19 protein-coding genes are annotated in these 19,984 nt (G+C 64.1%); 8 read left to right on the top strand and 11 right to left on the bottom strand.

The genetic code is table 11. The features are described from left to right. Positions 1 to 51: 51 nt before the first annotated feature. Genes AOP79_RS06100 through AOP79_RS11800 form a run of 3 tightly spaced genes read right to left on the bottom strand, consistent with a single transcriptional unit; the run spans position 52 to position 2,024 of the window. Positions 52 to 1,038, bottom strand: a complete 987-nt coding sequence (locus AOP79_RS06100; protein WP_062071585.1) for a Ppx/GppA phosphatase family protein — start codon at positions 1,036 to 1,038, stop codon at positions 52 to 54. Next, positions 1,039 to 1,551: a DUF501 domain-containing protein gene (locus tag AOP79_RS06095; RefSeq protein WP_062071583.1), complete on the bottom strand. Its 513-nt coding sequence runs from the start codon at positions 1,549 to 1,551 to the stop codon at positions 1,039 to 1,041. Continuing rightward, entirely contained in the window at positions 1,548 to 2,024 is a 477-nt protein-coding gene (locus AOP79_RS11800; RefSeq protein WP_062071580.1) for an FtsB family cell division protein, read from the bottom strand. The genes AOP79_RS06095 and AOP79_RS11800 overlap by 4 nt, the downstream gene beginning before the upstream one ends. On the opposite strand from AOP79_RS11800, the gene AOP79_RS11795 reads away from it, so the two are divergent. Further along, positions 2,023 to 2,349, top strand: coding sequence for a hypothetical protein (locus tag AOP79_RS11795; protein WP_161794232.1), 327 nt, complete (start codon positions 2,023 to 2,025; stop codon positions 2,347 to 2,349). The genes AOP79_RS11800 and AOP79_RS11795 overlap by 2 nt on opposite strands. Before the next feature lie 375 nt (positions 2,350 to 2,724). Here the strand turns inward: AOP79_RS11795 and eno are convergent, their stop codons facing one another. The 4 genes from eno to mfd all read right to left on the bottom strand — a co-directional run bounded on the left by eno (position 2,725) and on the right by mfd (position 8,807). Then, positions 2,725 to 4,008 carry a phosphopyruvate hydratase gene (eno, locus tag AOP79_RS06085; RefSeq protein WP_062071577.1) on the bottom strand — a complete coding sequence of 428 codons (1,284 nt, stop codon included), beginning with the start codon at positions 4,006 to 4,008 and terminating at the stop codon, positions 2,725 to 2,727. 80 nt (positions 4,009 to 4,088) lie between these two features. After that, complete coding sequence (locus AOP79_RS06080) at positions 4,089 to 4,730, bottom strand: nucleoside triphosphate pyrophosphohydrolase (protein ID WP_236683268.1); 642 nt, start codon at positions 4,728 to 4,730, stop codon at positions 4,089 to 4,091. Next, the gene (locus tag AOP79_RS06075; protein ID WP_152648031.1) at positions 4,723 to 5,346 is read right to left on the bottom strand and encodes a hypothetical protein; all 624 of its coding nucleotides are present in this window, start codon (positions 5,344 to 5,346) and stop codon (positions 4,723 to 4,725) included. Before AOP79_RS06075 ends, AOP79_RS06080 begins: the two co-directional genes overlap by 8 nt. A 5-nt stretch (positions 5,347 to 5,351) precedes the next feature. Beyond that, a complete protein-coding gene (mfd, locus tag AOP79_RS06070; protein WP_439644679.1) occupies positions 5,352 to 8,807 on the bottom strand; it encodes a transcription-repair coupling factor in 3,456 nt (1,151 codons plus the stop codon). A gap of 181 nt (positions 8,808 to 8,988) precedes the next feature. Here mfd and AOP79_RS06065 point away from each other — a divergent pair, with 181 nt between their 5' ends. Next, entirely contained in the window at positions 8,989 to 9,909 is a 921-nt protein-coding gene (locus AOP79_RS06065; protein ID WP_062071569.1) for a substrate-binding periplasmic protein, read from the top strand. Between the two features lie 136 nt (positions 9,910 to 10,045). On the opposite strand, the gene AOP79_RS06060 is transcribed toward AOP79_RS06065, so the two are convergent. The 4 genes from AOP79_RS06060 to AOP79_RS06045 are packed head-to-tail and all read right to left on the bottom strand — an operon-like array spanning position 10,046 to position 13,533. Continuing rightward, positions 10,046 to 11,170 carry an FtsX-like permease family protein gene (locus AOP79_RS06060; RefSeq protein ID WP_062071567.1) on the bottom strand — a complete coding sequence of 375 codons (1,125 nt, stop codon included), beginning with the start codon at positions 11,168 to 11,170 and terminating at the stop codon, positions 10,046 to 10,048. Continuing rightward, a complete protein-coding gene (locus tag AOP79_RS06055) occupies positions 11,167 to 11,826 on the bottom strand; it encodes an ABC transporter ATP-binding protein (RefSeq protein WP_082093416.1) in 660 nt (219 codons plus the stop codon). The genes AOP79_RS06060 and AOP79_RS06055 overlap by 4 nt, the downstream gene beginning before the upstream one ends. Beyond that, entirely contained in the window at positions 11,823 to 12,923 is a 1,101-nt protein-coding gene (locus tag AOP79_RS06050; RefSeq protein ID WP_082093415.1) for a peptidoglycan-binding domain-containing protein, read from the bottom strand. Before AOP79_RS06050 ends, AOP79_RS06055 begins: the two co-directional genes overlap by 4 nt. A gap of 7 nt (positions 12,924 to 12,930) precedes the next feature. Continuing rightward, complete coding sequence (locus AOP79_RS06045) at positions 12,931 to 13,533, bottom strand: hypothetical protein (RefSeq protein WP_152648030.1); 603 nt, start codon at positions 13,531 to 13,533, stop codon at positions 12,931 to 12,933. A gap of 557 nt (positions 13,534 to 14,090) precedes the next feature. On the opposite strand from AOP79_RS06045, the gene AOP79_RS06040 reads away from it, so the two are divergent. The 6 genes from AOP79_RS06040 to AOP79_RS06015 all read left to right on the top strand — a co-directional run bounded on the left by AOP79_RS06040 (position 14,091) and on the right by AOP79_RS06015 (position 19,884). Further along, positions 14,091 to 15,545 carry an adenosylhomocysteinase gene (locus AOP79_RS06040; RefSeq protein WP_062071558.1) on the top strand — a complete coding sequence of 485 codons (1,455 nt, stop codon included), beginning with the start codon at positions 14,091 to 14,093 and terminating at the stop codon, positions 15,543 to 15,545. Further along, on the top strand, positions 15,542 to 16,852 hold the full coding sequence (locus AOP79_RS06035) for an amidohydrolase family protein (protein WP_062071555.1): 1,311 nt from the start codon (positions 15,542 to 15,544) through the stop codon (positions 16,850 to 16,852). Before AOP79_RS06040 ends, AOP79_RS06035 begins: the two co-directional genes overlap by 4 nt. Then, positions 16,849 to 17,286, top strand: a complete 438-nt coding sequence (locus tag AOP79_RS06030) for a cupin domain-containing protein (RefSeq protein WP_062071553.1) — start codon at positions 16,849 to 16,851, stop codon at positions 17,284 to 17,286. Before AOP79_RS06035 ends, AOP79_RS06030 begins: the two co-directional genes overlap by 4 nt. Before the next feature lie 74 nt (positions 17,287 to 17,360). Beyond that, the gene (locus AOP79_RS06025; protein ID WP_062071551.1) at positions 17,361 to 18,248 is read left to right on the top strand and encodes an ABC transporter substrate-binding protein; all 888 of its coding nucleotides are present in this window, start codon (positions 17,361 to 17,363) and stop codon (positions 18,246 to 18,248) included. Between the two features lie 41 nt (positions 18,249 to 18,289). Continuing rightward, positions 18,290 to 19,153: an amino acid ABC transporter permease gene (locus AOP79_RS06020; RefSeq protein WP_062071548.1), complete on the top strand. Its 864-nt coding sequence runs from the start codon at positions 18,290 to 18,292 to the stop codon at positions 19,151 to 19,153. Beyond that, a complete protein-coding gene (locus AOP79_RS06015) occupies positions 19,150 to 19,884 on the top strand; it encodes an amino acid ABC transporter ATP-binding protein (RefSeq protein WP_062071546.1) in 735 nt (244 codons plus the stop codon). Before AOP79_RS06020 ends, AOP79_RS06015 begins: the two co-directional genes overlap by 4 nt. The last annotated feature ends 100 nt before the right edge of the window (positions 19,885 to 19,984 follow it).

Raw genomic sequence — 19,984 nt, 5'->3', positions numbered from 1 at the left:
AGGACTAAGAGGTGCGGACAGCTCAGGCGAGGGGCGACTCACATACGTGCGTCAGATACGTGCGACAGTCGAGAACGCAATCCCGTCAAGGATGTCGTGCTCGCTGGTCACCACTTCCTCGAGCTTGCCCCCGGCAGAAGCCACCTCATCACGAACACGCGTCACGACTTCGCGCCACACGAGTGCGCCAGCGCTGATCACATCAACGCGACCGGGATGCATAAACGGCATTGCTTCCCGCTCTGAACGCGAGGCCGCCAGGATCGCATTGCACGATGCGAGCGCCTCGTCGACACTCAGCCGTGCACCATTGATGGCCTCGCGGTCGTATTCGGCCAACCCCAACGCATGTGCAGTCACCGTAGTAATGGTGCCGGCAAGGCCCACGAGCGTGCGGGTCTGGGCCACCGGAACATCGGCGAGGGCCATATCCAGTGCTGCACGCACATCGGCTGCCGCCGCATCAAATCGCTCTACCGATGGCGCAGCGTCGGCGATGTGGTCGGCACCGTCAGCACCGTCCGCGAAATGACGCTCCGTCATGCGGACGCAGCCCACGTCCATCGAATGCGAGCCGGCAGGACCGTTCTCACCCAAGACAAGTTCCGTCGACCCTCCCCCAAGGTCGACAACGAGATACGGCGGCGTCAAGTCATCGGCCACCACCGACACCGCACCGCGGAAGCTCAGCGCCGCCTCTTCGTTACCCGAGATCACCTCAGGCTCGACACCCAGCCGCTCCTTGACACCATCGATGAACTCCTGACGGTTCGACGCGTCGCGCGTGGCAGAGGTCGCCACAAAGCGCACTGCCTCAACGCCATGCTCACGGCACAACGCCGCGTACTCGGACGTCGCCTCCAAGGTGCGCTCCAGCGCCTCAGGAGCGAACTGACCCGTGCGGTCAACGCCCTGTCCAAGGCGCACAACCTTCATGACGCGCACCACATCCGTCAGGGATGCACCGTCAGCAGCAACATCTGCAATCAGCAAACGGATGGAGTTTGTTCCACAGTCGATGGCGGCAACGCGAGCCATTTAGTCCTCCTCAGGTGCGGGGCAGGTGCAACGGTCAGGGCGCCACTGATGGGCGATTCGCTCCAGAGCGGCATCACCCAAGGGGTTCACACCGGGGCCAGACGCGAGCGAGTGGCCTACCAGGACGTGCAGGCACTTGACCCTGTCAGGCATGCCCCCCGCAGAAATTCCATGGATCTCAGGGACATCGTCCATCGCGTAGCGCTCCTCAAGGTAACGCTCGTGGGCCCGTCGGTATGCCGCCGCGAGTTCCTCATCGTCCTGGAGCTGTTGAGTCATCTCTTTCATCACGCCATTGGCTTCCAACGTCGACACAGCCGAGACAGCCTCGGGGTGCGTCAAGTAGTACTGCGTGGGGAACGGAGTGCCGTCCGGCAAACGTGGAAACGTGTGCACCACGGTGGGGTTGCCACAGACGCATCGCGCTGCGATCTCCACAACTCCACGTGGGGGGCGTCCCAGTTGGGCCCGCAAAACGGCAATGTCAGCATCAGTGACGGAAGAGTGACTCACCCGCCAAAGTCTACGTCGGTCAGCGGGGACTCTTCATCGTCGCTGTCCTGGGGCGCCGGCTCGGGGCTCGGACCCACGTCCTCGACAACAGGTTCACCGCCCGCGTCAATCACGCTGTCCCACAGGGAGTCGTACCAGGGCGTGAATGCCGAACCCGCGTCTGCACTGGTGCCCTCAGCATCGTCCTCTGTCAATCCATCCGTCACAAACTCCGGATCGACAACACGGTATGGGGTCTCACCTTCGAACACGTACGTGAGGCGCTCGCGGGCCTGTGCGACCACATAGGCGGGGTCTTCCCAACGCGCCACATGAGCATTGAGGTCATCCACCTCTGCCTGAGCCTGGGCCGCTTCTACTCGCAAATCCTCGAGCGTTGCTTGCTGGTCCCAATACGCGCGGACGGTAGGTGTCACGACCACAAAGGACAGGATCACGACCAAAACGATGACGCCCGTGCGCCAGGTGAGCATGCTGGCAAACGATCCGCGCGGGTCGCTCGCATCTATCCGGGGTGCGGAACCTGATGCGCTCTTGCCTGATCCACCTTGGGAGGCGCCTGAGCGGCTAGAACTGGGTGCCCTGCCAGCCGCATTGGAACTACTGCGATTGCTGGGCCGGCTCGCGCTGGGACGCGCTGCTCCGGGGGCACCGGTGCGGGATCCGCTGCGTCGCTTTGCCTCCGCGCTTGAGCGCGACGAGGTGCGCGGGGCACCGGGGCGGCGAGGAGCAGTCACCGCCTCATTCTCCCCCAACTTCCGGCTCAGACACACGAGGACGGCGCCGCGAGTCGCATGAGCGAGCTTCAAGTGAATGCCCGTGCTCGCGATTCGCGATCCGCGTCTCGCATCCACCCCGCATAGCCACCCCTCGCGACCGGCACCTCGCATCCGAGCCTCGCATCCAGCCCGCGCAGCCACCCCTCGCGACCGACGCACGCGAAATGGTGCAGAAGGTGCCAAAAAGACCCGTGGATGGCACATTTCGCACCATTTCGTCGGGACGGAAGGGGGGCGGGGTGGGTGCGAGACGATGAGGGACGAGGGCGGGACGGAGGGGGTCGGGAGCGGGAGGGGTGGTCCAGACATGCATCAGGGCCGCGACCCCCGTGGGGATCGCGGCCCTGATGTGCAGTGCCAGGTCAGCGCATCACACGCCGACCCAACAGTGGCCTTATGCCGAGTAGCTACGCGGGAAGGCCGACTTGCCGGCGTACTTTGCGGCGTCGTCGAGCTCTTCTTCGATGCGGAGCAGCTGGTTGTACTTAGCGATGCGCTCGCCACGGGCGGGAGCACCGGTCTTGATCTGGCCGGTGTTGAGGGCCACCACGAGGTCAGCAATGGTGACGTCCTCGGTCTCGCCCGAACGGTGCGACACCATCGAGGTGAAGCCGTTGCGAGTAGCCAGCGACACAGCGTCGATGGTCTCGGTGAGCGAACCGATCTGGTTGAGCTTCACGAGCAGAGCGTTGGCCGACTTCTCGTCGATTCCGCGCTGCAGGCGGGTGGGGTTGGTGACGAACAGGTCGTCGCCGACGATCTGCGTCTTGTCGCCCACGCGAGCGGTCAGGGCGGCCCAGCCCTCCCAGTCGTCCTCGTCCAGCGGGTCCTCGATGGAAACCAGCGGGTAGGCGTCGACGAGCTCTGCGTAGAACTCGGTCATCTCCTCGGCGGTCTTCTTGCCGCCTTCCCAGTTGTAGACACCGTCTTCGTAGAACTCGGTGGCTGCAACGTCGAGGGCGAGTGCGACGTCCTCGCCTGGCTTGAAGCCGGCCTTTTCGATGGCGACCAGGATCAGGTCCAGAGCGGCACGGTTGGACTCGAGGTTGGGCGCGAAGCCACCCTCGTCGCCCAGACCGGTAGCAAGGCCGCGCTCCTTGAGCACGGACTTGAGCGCGTGGTAGACCTCAGCGCCGTAGCGGTAGGCCTCGCGGAACGTGGGTGCGCCCACGGGAGCGATCATGAATTCCTGGATGTCAACGTTGGAGTCAGCGTGTGATCCACCGTTGAGGATGTTCATCATGGGAACGGGCAGCACGTGCGCGTTCGGGCCGCCGATGTAGCGGAACAGTGCGAGGTCGGCCGAGTCGGCAGCAGCCTTGGCAACTGCGAGCGAGACGCCGAGGATGGCGTTTGCGCCCAACTTGCCCTTGTTGTCGGTGCCGTCCAGGTCGAGCATGGTCTGGTCGATCAGACGCTGTTCGGTGGCGTCGAGGCCAACGATCTCAGGTGCGATGTCATCGATGATGGCATCCACGGCCTGCTCAACGCCCTTGCCGAGGTAACGGTTCTTGTCGCCATCGCGACGCTCAACGGCTTCAAAAGCACCGGTCGATGCGCCGGACGGAACGGCGGCGCGTGCAAAGGTGCCGTCTTCGAGGGCGACCTCAACCTCAACGGTCGGGTTGCCGCGCGAGTCGAGGATCTCGCGTGCTCCTACAGCCTCGATGCTAGCCATGTTGCTCCTTATGTTGGATGTATGGGTTTCTCTTCGTGAGTCTAGCGATGCCCCGCTGGGGTTGCGCCCTGACAAACGTCCTATGTGGGTGAACTTCCCGTTGCGGCGCCCTGTTCGGCTTCGCGTGCGGCGGCTTCGTAGTCGCGGACGGCGGCGCGCAGGGCAGCCTCGGCATCCACACCTTCGGCCTGAGCACGTGCCACGAGGGCAAGAAGTTGAGGGCCGATGCCGACGCCGGCGGGGTCGTTCACCTGCACCTGGGCTTTGCCTGCCCGGCTGATGACTTTTTGAGCGCGGGCGAGTGCCGGCTGGTCGAGCGGAATCCCGTCGAAGACCGACTCGCGGCGCTTGGTTTCCTTCTTGATTTTCTCCCAGCGTGCGTGGACCTCGGCGGCCGTGCCGGCATCGGCGTCCCCGAAGACGTGCGGGTGGCGTTCGATGAGTTTGTCCGCTACGCCGTTCGCCACCACGTCGATGTCGAAGGGATCGTTGGGGTCTTCTTCAGCAACGCGGGCGTGAAAGACCACCTGGAGAAGCACATCTCCCAGTTCTTCGCGCAGGTCTTCACGCGTGCCAGTCTCTACCGCTTCTGCGAGTTCAAACACTTCCTCAATGGCGTGCTTGATCAGTGTTTCATGCGTTTGTTCGGCGTCCCATGGACAGCCACCGGGGGACCTGAGTTGGTCCATCACCCCGACCAGGCGGGTAAGGCCTTCACTCACCGGCAACCCAGGGCTGGTCCACGTCGACGAACGCCTTGGTGACGGACATGTCAGCAATCCATCGCACGTCGCCGGCTTGGGCCTTTTCTAGTGCCATCGGCGTGGCGATCTCGACCGTCCGCGTGAACTCTTCCTCACTCCATTCACCCGTGCGGGTCGACGACACGGCATCGTCTCCGATGGAGGTGACGATCTCGGCGAGGATCTCGCTGCCCTGTGGTGTCGTCACGTAGGTCGCGACAAGGAACGATGCCTCGACAGCATCGACGAGTTCATCGCTCGCCACGCCCTCAACACCGGCCTGCTGCTTCAGCACGTCAGCAATCTGGTTGATGGTGTCCCGGCTGTAGGACACCCCGAGCTCGTCGACACGCTCAAGGAGCGGCTCGCGGAGCAGTTCCAGCGTCACGACCGAACGACGGTCGACCGTCACGTGGGCTTCATTGGTCCAGGCGCTGAACAGGTCGGCGACGCGCTCGTTGGTAATGACCTCGTCGTGGTATTCGACTGCGCTAGCCGGTGAGCCTTCTTGGCCCGGGACGGCACAGCCGGTGAGCAGGAGTGCGCCGCCAGCAAGCGTGGCGGCGAGGATCCGTCGGTGTTGGCGCTGCTTCATGCCCGTCATCCTACTGGCGCAACCCGGGTGGCCGCGATGACCTGCCTCACCCAGTCCAAAACCTCGACGCCTTCGACCGGTTTCCCGCCCACGCGGGCAGTCATGGGGGCCGGTACCAGGATTTGCCGCACGGCAGGCTTGATCACGGTTCCTGGGTAGAGGCGGTTGAGTCGCATTGCCGCAGAATCGGGGAGTTCAACGGGGCTGAATCGCACCGATTTGCCCTGCGAGACCACGTCGGTGATGCCGGTTTCTCGCACTTCGATGCGCAGCCGCGCGACGGCGAGGAGGTTCTCGACCGATTCGGGAAGGTTCCCGTAGCGGTCCTTGAGTTCCTCTGCGACCGCGTCGAGGGCTTCCGGTTCCATGGCATCGGCGATCTTGCGATAGGCCTCGAGGCGGAGTCGCTCGTGTTCGATGTATTGGGTCGGGATGTGCGCATCGATCGGAAGGTCGATCGTCATGGGAGTCCGTTCGCCTTCACCTTCGCCGCGGAAGTCGGCGACGGCCTCGCCCACCATACGGATGTAGAGGTCGAAGCCCACGCCTTCAATGTGGCCGGACTGTTCGCCGCCCAGCAGGTTTCCAGAGCCACGAATCTCGAGGTCCTTCATCGCCACCGCCATACCTGCACCCAGATCCGTGTTGGCGGCAATGGTTTGCAAGCGGTCGTGGGCCGTTTCCGTGAGCGTCTTGTCTGGCGGGTACAGGAAGTAGGCGTACGCGCGCTCGCGGCCTCGTCCTACACGGCCACGCAATTGGTGGAGCTGCGAGAGACCGAACTTGTCGGCGCGCTCCACGATCAGGGTGTTGGCGTTCGAGATATCCAGGCCAGTCTCGACAATGGTGGTGCACACCAGCACGTCGTAGCGCTTCTCGTAGTAGTCGACAATCACCTGTTCGAGTTGCTTCTCGCTCATTTGACCGTGAGCGACGGCGATGCGCGCCTCGGGCACGAGTTCGCTGAGTCGGCGGGCTTGGGCAGTGATGGTCTTGACCGAGTTGTGGATGTAGAAGACCTGGCCGTCGCGCAGCAGTTCGCGGCGGATCGCGGCGGAGACTTGTGGGTTCTCCTGGGGTCCCACATAGGTGAGGATCGGGTGACGCTCCTCAGGGGGCGTGGCCAGCGTCGACATCTCGCGGATACCGGTGACGGCCATTTCCAGCGTGCGCGGGATGGGGGTAGCCGACATCGCCAAGACGTCCACGTCGGTCCGCATGGCCTTCAGGGTTTCCTTGTGCTCGACACCGAAGCGCTGCTCCTCGTCGATGATGACCATGCCGAGTTTCTTGAACCGCACCTGACCCGTGATGAGGCGGTGGGTTCCAATGACCAGGTCTACCGAACCGTCGGCCAGGCCCTCGATAATCTCTTTCGCTTCCTTGTCGCTCTGGAAACGAGAGAGCGCCTTGACGGTCACCGGGTATTGAGCGAAGCGCTCGGTGAAGGTGTCGACGTGCTGCTTCACCAGCAACGTGGTGGGGCACAGTACTGCGACCTGTGTGCCGTCTTGGATGGCTTTGAAGGCGGCACGGACGGCGATTTCAGTCTTACCGAAGCCCACGTCACCACAGACGAGGCGGTCCATGGGCACCGAGCGTTCCATGTCCGCTTTGACCTCGTCGATGGTCGAGAGCTGGTCAGGGGTCTCGACAAAGGGGAATGCCTCTTCGAGTTCCCGCTGCCATGGGGTGTCGGGCGAAAACTCGTGACCTGTGGTCGCCATGCGTGCCGAGTAGAGGCGGATGAGTTCGCTGGCGATTTCCTTGACGGCCTTCCGGGCGCGGCCCTTGGTCTTGGCCCAGTCAGAGCCACCCATCTTGTTGACACTGGGAGCCTCGCCGCCGACATATTTGGTGACCTGGTCCAACTGATCGCTGGGCACAGACAGACGGTCTGCAGGTCCGCCGCGCTTCGAGGGCGCGTACTCAATCACCAGGTATTCGCGTTCGATGCCACGCACGGTGCGTTTGGTGAGTTCCACGAACCGGCCGACGCCGTGGGCCTCATGGACCACAAAGTCACCCGTGCGTAGTTGGAGGGGGTCAACGGCATTGCGGCGCCGGGACGGCACCTTGACCTTGGGTCCGGCTGCCACGGCGGCACGTCCGGTGAGGTCCGATTCGTGCATGACGAGGACCTTGTCCGGTTCAGCGGAGAAACCGGCTCCGGTGATCATTGGCACGATGGACACGACGCCCTCGACGGGCTCGAAAACGGTTTGCACGCGCGAGGGGATCTCGTCCTCGGCTAGCTGTTCTGCGAGACGATGCGCGCTTCCGGTTCCCGCTGCCGTCAGCACTACCTGCCAGCCCTCGGCCAGACGGGTGCGCAATACGTTGAGGGCTTCCCGGAGCCGGCCCCGGTGGTCCTCGAGGTCACGCAGCGCGGTGACCGTGGCATCGGCTCCACCAAATGGGCCGATGGTCGACACGGCAAGCCCGCGCTCTTGGGCCGACTCCTCGAGTTGCTCGAGCGTCAGGAACGATCCCTCGGTGGGCTCCAATGGCGAGTCAGCGCCAGCAGCCGCGGAGACCCATGCTGCGGCAAGGAACTCGTCGGCGGTACGCGAGAGGTCCTCAGCGCGACGGGCCAAGCGCTCGGGCTCGACCAGCACCACCCGGGTCTCGCGAGGAAGAATCTCCGGCAGAGCCTGCAAGCGGTCAACCAGCAACGGGATGAGTGACTCCATGCCCTCGACAGCCTGACCATCCGCAATGCGTGCAAGCATCTCGCCTGCGGCGGGGACCGAGTCCACGAGCGACGCAGCACGGTCGCGCACCGACTGGGTCAGCAGCAGCTCGCGGCACGGCGGCGCCCACAGGCGTTCCACGGCTTCCAACGATCGCTGGTCAGCGACGGAGAATGATCGGATCGCGTCGACCTCGTCACCGAAGAACTCGATACGCACGGGGTGCGGGTCCGTAGGTGCGAAGACATCGACAATGCCACCGCGCACTGCGAACTCGCCGCGTCGCTCCACCATGTCCACACGGGTGTAGGCGGCAGCCGCGAGCGCCTCGGTCAGTTCGGTCAGGTCGTGGCTTTCCCCGACCTTGACGTGGACGGGTTCAAGATCCGCGAGACCTGCGACGAGAGGTTGCAAGAGCGCCCGGATGGGAGCCACCACCACCTGCAGGGGCGGCAGTCCCGCTTCCTCGGCGACGATCTGTGGGTGAGCGAGCCGGCGCAGCGTTGCAAGACGCCGGGCGACGGTGTCGGAACGCGGGCTGAGGCGTTCGTGGGGAAGGGTTTCCCACGCTGGCAGGACCGAGATGGAGGCGGGATCTCGGTAGGCGCCAAGCGCGGCGGCGAGAGTATCGGCGTCACCGCCGGAGGCCGTGACTACCACCAACGGAGCGTCGCTACGAGCAGCTCCGACTATCGCTGGAACTGCTGCTGGTGCAGCGACCAGGTGCGCACCATCGTCGAGAGACGGCAACGTCAGGTGTGACAACAGGGCGCTGAGTGGCTGATTCACGCTTCTCCAGGCATGCCAAAGAACCGGGATTTCCGGCGTGACCATCCTACGGATATGGGCTGAGTTCACACATACTTCCAGGCAGATAGACTGGCAACTGCTCATCGGGAGCGATCAATGTCGACCCCGCTCCACATCATCTTCCCGATCTGGAGTTCACATGACATCTCGCTCGTTCAGCCCTGCCCTCCTTGCTGGCCTCGCGGCCTCCACTGTTGCACTGACCGCGTGCGCCACAGCAGAGTCGTCGAACGCACTCACCTCGGACATCAGCACTCCCGCTGCGGCTGCGCCGTCCACGTCCCCGTCGCCCGATGCCGTCGAAGCGCCCGACTTTGTGGTGACTCCACAGCTCGACACTGTCACCGACGGAGTCCTCACCATCGCGACGAGCCACCCCGCAGCGGAGCCATGGTTTGTGGAAGACGACCCCACGAGCGCGCAGGGATTCGAATCTGCTGTGGCCTACGTTGTCGCGGAGCAGCTGGGGTACAGCGCAGCTCAGGTGCAGTGGGTCCGTGTCTCAGCAGAACAGGCAATGACCCCTGGTGAGAAGGACTGGGATCTGGGCCTGCAGCAGTTCGTTATCAGCGAGAAGGACGAGGCGTTTGTGGACTTCTCCTCGGCCTATTACGAGGCTGGCGTGGCGGTTCTGGCTCACGCCGATTCACCGCTTGCCGATGCCGATTCCATCGCTGCGCTCGGTAGCTTCAGCCTCGGGGCCCCCAAGGGCACCCCTGCCTACGCTGTTGCGGAGCGCGAACTGGGGCGCGATGCACTGACGGCCTTCGAGACCGTCGAGGACACTGTCGAGGCGTTTGAAGCGGGCGAGGTGGACGGCTTCATCATTGAGTTGCCGGAGGCGTTCGACTACGCCGCTGCGGGCGAAGGAACAGCCGAGATCATCGGTCAGTTTGCTGCTGACCGCCGCAGCGATGACTTTGCGTTCCTCCTGCCGGACGGGTCCCCGAACACGTCGACCGTCACAGCAGTGGTGGACGCGCTCGATGCTGACGGCACCTTGGCGGCACTCGAAACTCAGTGGCTGTCGACTGCCATCGATGTCCCTGTGCTGCAGTAAGCGCAGAGGCGCAGACTTTGGCGAGTCCATTGCGGGGACCATCGAAAGTGATCCTTGGTCGTGACTCAGTGGTGCGGTTCCGGAGTGGGTCGCAACTAAGGCACGGGTCCGAGCCAAGCCCTCATCTGACTTGCCTCTATGGGACTCGTAACACCAGGAGTGGGTCTCGACGCGCGGCGATGAGCGCGGGCGCCACGGCCCCAAACAGACTCATCAGAATCGCCAGCAACGGCACAGCGACGAGGAAGGACCATGCGGGCAGGTCCTCAGTCACCAGCGACATCGCGATCACCCCGCCCATGGCACCGACGACCGCGCCCGCCGCTGCCTGGACACTCGTGCCCCACAGCACCATGGCGACGATCGTGCTTCGGCTCGCACCAAGTGCGCGCCGGCGTCCGAAGGTCGTGCGGCGCGCCGCGACGGCGACGTGTGTGGTGATGGCGATCATCAGCAGGCCCGCTCCGAGGACAGCAAGCATGAGGGCTCGCGAAGAGCGGCCCAGATCACCCGAGATAACCTCTCTCAACTGGATCGCGGCAGTGGGCGGCTCGACAGTCAACTTTCCTGGGTCGCGCGCAACGACTACACCCGGGAGTAGCGCGGCAAGCTGCTCAACCTCGTTCACATGGGTAGCAACAACATAGAGGTAGCGCAGCTCGGTACGATCTGGGTCGGTGGGCGTGAAGATGACAATGTCGTTGAGACTGTCCAAGGCCCCTGACGCAGCGAAGACCCCCACCATGGGCCACTGACCGTTCTGACCTTCAACTCCTCCGACTCCGTCTACCAAGCCAAGTTTACGCGCAGCCCGCTCGCCGACGAGTGCCTCGCCGTGGTTCGGCAAGCGTCCATCGACCAGTGCGATGTCCGCGGGAAGCTCCCCTACATATGGCCGGATAGCGATTGTCCCGGTGACGGGCGCGTTGGCGTTGCGGCCATCGTGTGCCGTTCCCAGCCCGAACGCAGACTCAACAGTGGAGAGGCGAGTCACGGCCTCGACGCTCTCCGCCGACATCATTGCTTTCTCGCTCCCGTCGCTTAGGACGATGGTGCGGGTTCCTACTGAGTCGATTCTCGACAGAACCGCTTGCTCGCTTGCCGCGGATTGACCCGTGGTGGTGAAAACGACCACGCACACCGCAGCAACCACGAGCGCACACGCAACCGCGTGGAGAGGTTGGGCGCGCAGGTCTCGCAGGACGGTCGCGATGAGGGCTCCGGGCTTGGCTTGGCCCGGCCACTCACGGGAGCGCATCATCGCGATAGGTCCACGTGCACGTCGGCGGACGCGATGCGTGACTCATCGTGCGTGGCGACAAGGACACATGCACCAGTCACGTGTGCGTGGCGCGCGAGCGCGTCCCACACCACATCTGCAGACTGTCGGTCGAGATTTCCTGTGGGTTCGTCACCGAATACGATCGTAGGCTCCGTCAACAAGGCTCGACATAGTGCCACCCGTTGCGCTTGACCGCCAGAAATCTCCCCTGGTCGGTGAGTCGCGCGATGGCCAACACCAAAGTCGTCCATCAATTGTTGCGCGCGTTCGCGAGCTCTGTCGATCGGCATACCGGCGAAGACGGCAGACTCGCAGATGTTGTCCGCGATGGTCAGGGCGGGGTCGAGCAGCGCATCCTGAAACACAAAGCCATACCGCGACGCTCGCAGCATCGAACGCTCGGCGTCGCTCAACCCTGACACACGCTCGCCCGCACACCACACTTCCCCCATTGTCTCGCGCAGCATGAGCGCCAAAAGGTACAGCAATGTGGATTTTCCCGTGCCCGACGGCCCCGTCACTACGGTGAGCGCACCATAGTGGAAGCCTGCACTGAAATCGTCAATCACGGGCAACTGGCCCGCACGGTAGGAAAAGCTCAGATTGCGGGCTTCCAACGCAACCTCAGCCGTCACGATGGAGGCGCCTCAGCGGCCGGTTCACCGTGGTTGACGAGCAGAATGCGATCGCCAACGTCAAGGCCGTCGACGACTGCACGCCCGTGCCCGTATGACTCAACGGTGACGTCCTGTGCGGCACCGGATTCTCGCACGACCGTGGTGGCACCATCCGCTGCGGTTTGGATGGCGGAGGCGGGCACCGTCGGGCCAGTCGCTTCAGGCACGACAGCAATGGTCGCCATCATGATCGTGCCGCCGTCCGCGACTACAATCGCGCCGCAATCCTCGCCGCACACGCTGCCGCGGTTGGCCCCCACGAGCCCGATGGTCACGCTGCCGTCGCTTCCTTGCACCACGTCACCTACCGCTGCGGCCCACATCGTCTGGTCAGTACCTTCCACGGATATCGGTGCGTCAAGCGGGATGAGGTCGACCTGGTCGGGCGTCACTGCAATTTCGAACGTGGGATCGTGAGCAAGAACCGTCAGCAGCGGCTCCCCCGCTGTCACTTCGTCGCCGACCGACAGATCGGGAGCCAGCGAGACTGTCGCGGGGAGCCCTGGCACGAAGGCAACATCACCCGTCCGGACCACTCCATCGTCTTCAACACCCACCATGCGCTGCCACGCGCGGACCGCGACCTGTGTGCTGGCGCCGAACTCGCCGTCGTCGGTGCCCTCCGCAAGCAGGCCTTCAGCCACAAGAAACTGCTGGAGCTGCACAACATCTGCACCTTCAACTCCGCGTTCCAAAGTTCGGAAAGTGGGAATCTCGCCGTGCATCACGACCACCGGGCGCAACCCGATGGTCATCGCCACATCACCACCGTGAAGCTGGCTCCCCCCATCGGCCACGAACACCTCAGTCACCACACCGGTCGATGCCGCCTCCACAGTGCCCAACGGTTCACGCTTAACAGTGACAGGGAACGCCTGGCTCAACCCGACAGTTTCCTCAGCGACCGTGTAGACCGGCACGGCGGACGTAGACGCGCCAGCAGTGGGAGTAGCAAGGGTTGCGCGCCCAGCGAATACGCCCACAACGAGAGCCGCGATCACCGCCAGGCACCACCACGCTAAAGTGCCGAACCGGCGCCCACCCTGATACACCATCAGTCACCTAGCCTTGTCCAACAAAGTCGACGCCAAAGAACGCGCCGTCTTCGACGCACTCGGCTTTTAGCGCATCCCACTCTTCCTCTGTGATCGTGTCCTCGTGCAAGCGGTACAACTCCCCATAGGGGGTCCACACATCCCCTCCGCCCCCGTAGGCATCGACCCAGGCGTCGCGGCTCGGCGGTTCGCCGATCTCGGCATAGCCGTGAGCCCGAATACACTCAGTGGTATCGGCAACCCTCGCGTATGCGTCTTCAGGGTCCAATGGGGGTGGGTACGCAGCGTCAGCGGATAGCCCCTGCTCACAACTGCCCAAGGCATGCTCCCACGCCACTTGCTCCGCGACGATCTCGTCTTCTGTCTGGTTGGGAAGGACATCACGAACGAGCGCACCGTCCGCGTCGACTGTAACGTCGTAGCCCGCGCCAGCCAAGCAACTCACAAGTGCCTCAGCTCGCAACTCCATCGACTGTGCCACTTCCGCCATCCAGGCTGGCGCTACGTATCTATCGGTTGCGGTGGATGACGCCGGGGTGCACCCCGCGATGGTGGCGGCAATCGTACTTACGACTACCGCCACCATCGGGCTCGGAAACAATCGCGCCATTAGTTGATCGAGCAGTTGTTGGAGTAGCCCGGCATTTCACTGTCATTTGCACCACTTGAGACAAACCAAGTGGCGCTTTGCCAGTACGAGTGGACAGTTCTCGAATATGGCGTCGATGTGTGCTTCCGCGACAACGCCCCCGCTGTCAATTCCTTGTTTCCCGACCTGACAAAGAGGTACCCATGAGCTGAGCCCGTTGTCTTGACGTACCGCCCTGACGGGCACGTGAGAGAGTCACTCACCCAAAAAGCGTTGGCCGGGGCCGGCACAAGCAACACGGCACCGAGAGCAGCCGCCGCGACTGCAAAGCCACGCTTTACTCGAGAGAACTTCTGTGACGTCACTGTGAAGCCTCCATTGGTTTGACTGAGGATCGCCCTCAACGCGAGAGGTCTTGCCCCCCACACAACCATGAACCTAGTGCCTCCGTCGTCAGATAACAACCAATGGTCGAATATGCTGGAGCTCTCACGAAAACCCACGGTGGGGTGCAGTGAGGGCAGGCGAGGCGAAGCGCCCAGGACGTGCCCACGGCTTCACAACTTAGACTTGACGCTATGACCGATGCGCGCGCTGAAGCGGAGCGGCTACTGCGTCGCTTCGCCTCCCAGACCAACCTCCTCGTTGCGGGACGGCCGATGCTGGTGACGGGCCGCACTGACGTGGCGGATTCGCTTCGGGCCATGCTGAGCGCAATGGGCGCACGCCTGGTGGCCCCCGACGCCGGCGTCAACACCCGTGATTCCGTGCATTTTGACGTGGACTCAGGTGCCATCACGCTAGCCGGGGCACCTCTCCCGGACCGGGGGGACGCTGGGGGACGGCTGGACTTCGCTGCCGCACACATGCCGGTCTCTACCGCGCTGGCCGCTGAACTCGCGGAACGTGGCACCGTTCGAGGGCTGTCCATCGGTGTGTCAATGACGCTTGAACCCAAGACGGCGAACCTTGCCCTCTTGCTCGCGAGCGCGGGCGCCTCAGTCGCGGTGTACGCGCATCCGGACGAGACCGACGACGCTGTGGCTCGGGCGCTGCGTGAGCGTGGAGTGCCCGTGGATGCGGACGCAGACTTCACTGCCGCGCAGGAGCGTGCCGCCGCACTCGCGTTCATTGATCGCGGCTTCGATGTGTTGGTCGATGACGGCTCACACGTCACGCGCCTGGCTCATGAGGAGCGCCCCCATCAGGTGGCGCGCTGGATGGGCGCCACCGAGGAAACCACAAGTGGGCTCACTCCCCTCCGTGCAATGGCCGATGCCGGGGTGCTGGCTACCGGAGTAGTCGCCGTCAACGACGCCATCACAAAGACAGGCTTCGACAATCGCTACGGCACCGGGCAAAGCTGCGTGCTCGCGATCGCAGACCTGCTCGACGCCGTGGACGTGAGTGTGCGGGACCAGCCTGCGCTTGTCATCGGCTACGGCCCGGTGGGCGTGGGCGTGGCCGCACACTTGCGGGCGCTGGGCGCCGAGGTGCGAGTGAGCGAGATTGACCCGGCGCGCGCGCTGCTCGCGCTCCACGACGGCTACGAGGTGGGGCCAGCCGACGCACTTGGTGCCGGGGCGCTGATCGTGTCTGCGACGGGGTGGTCCCGCACTGTCAGGGCGGACCTCGTCGATAGTGCCGTTGCCGTAGCGGTTGCAGGCGGCGTGCCCGATGAAATCACTTGGCAGGGCGACCTGACGCCAGTAGCCGACGACGTGGCACGTACGGGATCAGGAACACTCATCCTGGACCGCGGCAACTGCATCAATGTGACCGCCGCTGAAGGCAATCCCATCGAAATCATGGACCTGTCCTTCGCCACCCAGCTGGCTGCCATCGCCGAAACAATCGAGACTCGCCCTAGCGTCGGGGTCCACGCCCTCAGCGACAACGCGGTGACGCACGTGGCGGCGACGGCCGCCCGTGTGCGCAGCGTGACTCTCGATGCCCGCCCAGCCCCAGCATCGGCCCGATCCGATGACTGGCACTCCCCTCGTTACGCAGCATCTCGCAAGGAGACCCCATGACGACATTCCCGGTCACGCTGTATTCGGCAGACCTCGTGCTGCCCATCACCGCACCCCCCATCTTGGACGGCGCTATTGCGGTGCGCGGCGAGCGCATCCTGCACGTGGGCGAGCGCGCCTGGGTCGAGTCCTCCTTGGCTGAGCGGGGACTTCCCGTGAAGCACGTCCGCTGGCCCGGTGTCCTCATGCCAGGCCTTGTGAACGCACACACCCACCTCCAGTACACCGGGATGGGGGAAGTGGCGACGCGCACCTACAACGGCTTCGAGGACTGGGTCACAGGCTTCAACCCTGTCTACCAGCGCGGCCACGACTGGGCAGCGGACGCAGCTGAAGGAGCTCGCCAGATGATCGTGGCCGGTGTGACGGCAGCCGCCGACATCGTGACTGACCCAGAGGCTGCTACTGCTCTGCACGATGCGGGACTCGCGGGCATCGCGTTCTGGGAAGTGATGGACTGGAGCAACGACGACTGGCGTGACCACGGACGCGCAGAAGTCGAAGCCGCTCTGGACTCGATGCCCGACCGCCCCGGTTCGGGGCTCAGTCCCCACGCGCCGTACTCACTCGAGATTCTGCCTTTGCTGGAGTTGCCCGACATCGTGCGCGAACGCGGGCGACGCATTCACATTCACCTCGGCGAATCCGGCATCGAACGCGAATTTGAAGCAGACAACCTAGGCCCGTGGCAGTCTCAAGGCCTGGGAAGTTTGCGTGAACTCCGTCAGGCCGGGTTTGGCACCTCCGCCACCGACTATGTCGACCACCTCGGTGTGCTGGGCCCCGACTGCCACGTCGCCCACGGCATCTACGTCTCCGAACGGGACCGTGCCACGCTGCGCGCCCGAGGCACCACCGTCGCGCTGTGCCCCCGCTCCAACGAGATCATTGGCCTCGACGCTCCACCCGTCGCGGCATACCTTCGCGAAGGCAGCCCCATCGCGATCGGCACTGACTCCCTGTCCTCGTCCCCGTCCCTGGACCCGATGGCGGAGATCGCTGCAGTGATGCGCGTCGCTCGTGGCCAGGGCTACTCGCATGACGACATCGCTGAGCGCCTACTCAATGCCGCCACCTTGGGAGGCGCCCACGCACTCGGTATCGACGAAGGTCCACGACGCACCGGCTACCTGGCCGTGGGCGCGATGGCCGACCTCGCCTTCTTCGACGTTCCCGTGACCACCGTCGACGACACGATCATGACGCTCGCCGAATCCGGAGCGGGACGTGCCGGCGCCACGGTCACCAACGGTCGAGTGCGTCACGCCACCTCATCGTTCACCTCAGAAACCGGAATCGCCGCATGAGCACCGTCCCCGCCACCGCATCGGCCCTGGGCCTCGAGCCGCACCCCGAGGGCGGCTGGTTCAAGCGCATGTGGACCGGCACCGTACCCGTCGACACCGCCGGCGGCGTTCGACCTGCGGCCACCTGCATTCACTACCTCCTACCCCCAGGGGAGCGTTCTGCCTGGCACGTCGTCACGTCCGACGAACTCTGGCTCTGGCACGGTCCCGGCACACTCGATCTGCACCTCGGTGGAGACGGGGACAGCCCGGCCGATGCCGTGGAGACCGCGCGATTGGGACCAGACTTGACGTCCGGGCACCGACCGATGGTCGTTGTTCCCGCTGGCACCTGGCAGGCGGCAGACCTGGGCGACGGCAAGGAAGCGCTCGTCAGTTGCGTGGTCAGCCCCGGCTTTGACTTCGCCGACTGGGCACTCGCCGAGCCCGCGTAGAATGACCGGCACACGGGAGCGATCAACGCCGACACCGCTCCACACCCCACCAAGCACGTTGTGAATGGAGACCCATGTCTATCCGCACCCTTAGCCGCGTCGGCGTAGCCGCAGTAGCGGTATCCGCCCTGGCACTCGCAGGATGCTCGTCATCGGACGAGGCTGAGACCTCGGCCACCCCCGAATCAAGCAGCAGCACGGAAGCCACTGCCGCCGCTGGCGCAGAACTCGAAACCGTCACCGAAGGCAAGTTCACCATCGCTACCGGTGAGCCCGCCTACGAGCCCTGGATGGTCGACAACGAGCCCACCAACGGCGAAGGATTCGAAGCCGCCGTGGCCTACGCCGTTGCGGAAGAGCTCGGCTACAGCCCCGAAGACGTCGAGTGGGTGCGCACCTCCTTCGAGACTGCCATCGCTCCTGGCGTGAAGGACTGGGACGTCAACATTCAGCAGTTCTCGATCACCGAAGAGCGCAAGAACGCGGTCGACTTCTCCTCGCCGTACTACACGACCTCGCAGGCCATCGTCGCCGACGCAGACTCGGACCTCGCGACCGCAACGTCCGTGGCCGACCTTGCCGGCTACCGCATCGGCGTTCCCTCCGGAACTACCAGCTACGCCGTCGCAGCAGAGTCCATCGGCGAAGACGACCTCGCAGTCTTCAACTCCGCTGAAGACACCGTCGCAGCCTTCAACTCGGGACAGATCGACGGCTTCATCACCGACCTGCCCTCCGCGTTCTACCTCTCCGCAGTGGAACTCGACAACGGTGCGATCGTTGGCCAGTTCCCCGCCGAGGACGAGGGCGACGGCGACCAGTTCGCGTTCGTGCTCCCCAAGGACTCACCCAACACCGCAACGGTCACGGCCGCAGTGGACGTCCTCAACGAGAACGGCACCCTCGCCGCACTCGAAACCGAGTGGCTCTCCGACGCCGTTGACGTCCCCGTCCTGGACTAATCACCACCCACAAGTCCAGACACTGAATTAAGGATTCACAAATGAGCGACGGAGCGCCCCTGGTGCACGAGCCGAGCACACTCGAGCTCGACCGACGGGCCTACCGCCAACGCGCCACGTGGCGCTCCGTTCTCATTGCCGCCGCCTCGACCATCATCTTCGCCACCGTGGCGACACTCCTGGTGGTCAACACCCCAGGCTGGGCGGCAGTCAAGGAAAGCTTCTTCAACTGGGAAATCGGGCGCGAAAGCTTCCCCGACATTCTCAAGGGCCTTTGGCTCAACATCCGGGCACTGTTCTTTGCAGGCATCGGCGTAGCCATCTTCGGCACCATCCTTGCCGTCCTGCGCTCACTGCGCGGACCCGTGTTCTTCCCGCTGCGCATGCTCGCCACCATCTACGTGGACCTCTTCCGCGGCGTGCCAGTGCTGATCGTGCTGTACCTCGTGGGCTTTGGAATCCCTGCGCTGGGGATCTTCCCTCCCCTGAGCGCTGCCGTCTGGGGAACCATCGCCATCGGCCTGTGTTACTCCGCCTATGTCGCCGAGGTTCTCCGCGCAGGCATGGAGGCCGTCAGCACCTCACAGCGCGTCGCCGCCCGCTCGTTGGGTCTGAGTCACGGCCAGACACTGCGTATGGTCGTCATGCCCCAGGGTGTGCGCAAGGTCATCCCCGCGCTCATGAACGACTTTGTCTCCATGCAAAAGGACGTAGGCCTGATCTCCGTCCTCGGTGCTGTTGACGCCATTCGAGCCGCCCAGATCGATGCCGCGCTGACCTACAACTTCACGCCGTACGTTGTTGCCGCCCTGCTCTTTATTGCAATCTCCCTCCCGCTGACCCGCCTCACGGACTACGTAGCCGCGCGCATGAACAGCCGCGAACAGATTGGCGGTGTGGTGTGAGTGTCCTCGAAGTCCGCAATGTATGGAAGAGCTTTGGTGACAACACCGTCCTGAAGGGCGTCGACCTCACCCTTAACGAGCACGACGTCGTGGTGCTGATCGGCGCGTCAGGGTCGGGAAAGTCCACCCTGCTCCGCACCATCAACCTCATCGAACGCATCGACGACGGCCAACTGATTCTGTCCGGCGACGATATCTCTGAGCCCAGCGTGAATGCTGACAAGGTGCGCTCGCGCATCGGCGTGGTGTTCCAGCAGTTCAACCTCTTTCCCCACATGCGCGTGATCGACAACGTCACGCTCGCAGCGAGGAAAGTCCACGGGGAGAACGCGGCGAGTGCGCGTGAGCGGGCCGTGACCCTGCTGGAGAAATTTGGTTTGGGCGAAAAGGTTCACGACTACCCCGACCGTTTGTCCGGCGGACAGCAGCAGCGCGTGGCCATCGTGCGTGCCATCCTCACCAACCCAGAACTGCTGCTCCTGGACGAGATCACCTCGGCGCTGGACCCCATGCTGGTGGGCGAAGTCCTTGACCTTGTGAAGGGGCTCAAGGACTCGGGTTCCACGATCCTCATGGCTACCCACGAGATGAACTTCGCACGCGAGGTTGCCGACCGCGTGGTGTTCATGCACGGCGGCAGGATCGTCGAGGCGGGAAGTCCCGAGCAGATCTTTGACGCCCCCGTGCGCGAGGAGACCCGCGAGTTCCTCGCACGCGTGGGGCGCCACTAGCCCCTATCACTGAGGCCATCGAGCCGATGTAAGGCGTTAGTCCTACAGTTTCGCGATAGCTCCAACGTAACCTCGAACATCCCGATGTTCGACAGACTGG

The organism is Demequina sediminicola, assembly GCF_000975055.1.
Lineage (GTDB): Bacteria > Actinomycetota > Actinomycetes > Actinomycetales > Demequinaceae > Demequina > Demequina sediminicola.
Note: the sequence above shows the minus strand (reverse complement) of the source record. Positions and strands in the feature narration are given on the sequence as shown.

Excerpts from the sequence above, each read along its gene's own strand:
- AOP79_RS06025 (WP_062071551.1), top strand. The coding sequence starts at position 17,361 with ATGTCTATCCGCACCCTTAGCCGCGTCGGCGTAGCCGCAGTAGCGGTA.
- AOP79_RS06050 (WP_082093415.1), bottom strand. The coding sequence starts at position 12,923 with ATGGTGTATCAGGGTGGGCGCCGGTTCGGCACTTTAGCGTGGTGGTGC.
- eno (WP_062071577.1), bottom strand. The coding sequence starts at position 4,008 with ATGGCTAGCATCGAGGCTGTAGGAGCACGCGAGATCCTCGACTCGCGC.
- AOP79_RS06075 (WP_152648031.1), bottom strand. The coding sequence starts at position 5,346 with ATGAAGCAGCGCCAACACCGACGGATCCTCGCCGCCACGCTTGCTGGC.
- AOP79_RS06060 (WP_062071567.1), bottom strand. The coding sequence starts at position 11,170 with ATGATGCGCTCCCGTGAGTGGCCGGGCCAAGCCAAGCCCGGAGCCCTC.
- AOP79_RS06040 (WP_062071558.1), top strand. The coding sequence starts at position 14,091 with ATGACCGATGCGCGCGCTGAAGCGGAGCGGCTACTGCGTCGCTTCGCC.
- AOP79_RS06030 (WP_062071553.1), top strand. The coding sequence starts at position 16,849 with ATGAGCACCGTCCCCGCCACCGCATCGGCCCTGGGCCTCGAGCCGCAC.
- AOP79_RS06100 (WP_062071585.1), bottom strand. The coding sequence starts at position 1,038 with ATGGCTCGCGTTGCCGCCATCGACTGTGGAACAAACTCCATCCGTTTG.
- AOP79_RS06035 (WP_062071555.1), top strand. The coding sequence starts at position 15,542 with ATGACGACATTCCCGGTCACGCTGTATTCGGCAGACCTCGTGCTGCCC.
- AOP79_RS06065 (WP_062071569.1), top strand. The coding sequence starts at position 8,989 with ATGACATCTCGCTCGTTCAGCCCTGCCCTCCTTGCTGGCCTCGCGGCC.
- AOP79_RS06045 (WP_152648030.1), bottom strand. The coding sequence starts at position 13,533 with ATGGCGCGATTGTTTCCGAGCCCGATGGTGGCGGTAGTCGTAAGTACG.
- AOP79_RS11795 (WP_161794232.1), top strand. The coding sequence starts at position 2,023 with ATGCTGGCAAACGATCCGCGCGGGTCGCTCGCATCTATCCGGGGTGCG.
- AOP79_RS06020 (WP_062071548.1), top strand. The coding sequence starts at position 18,290 with ATGAGCGACGGAGCGCCCCTGGTGCACGAGCCGAGCACACTCGAGCTC.
- AOP79_RS11800 (WP_062071580.1), bottom strand. The coding sequence starts at position 2,024 with ATGCTCACCTGGCGCACGGGCGTCATCGTTTTGGTCGTGATCCTGTCC.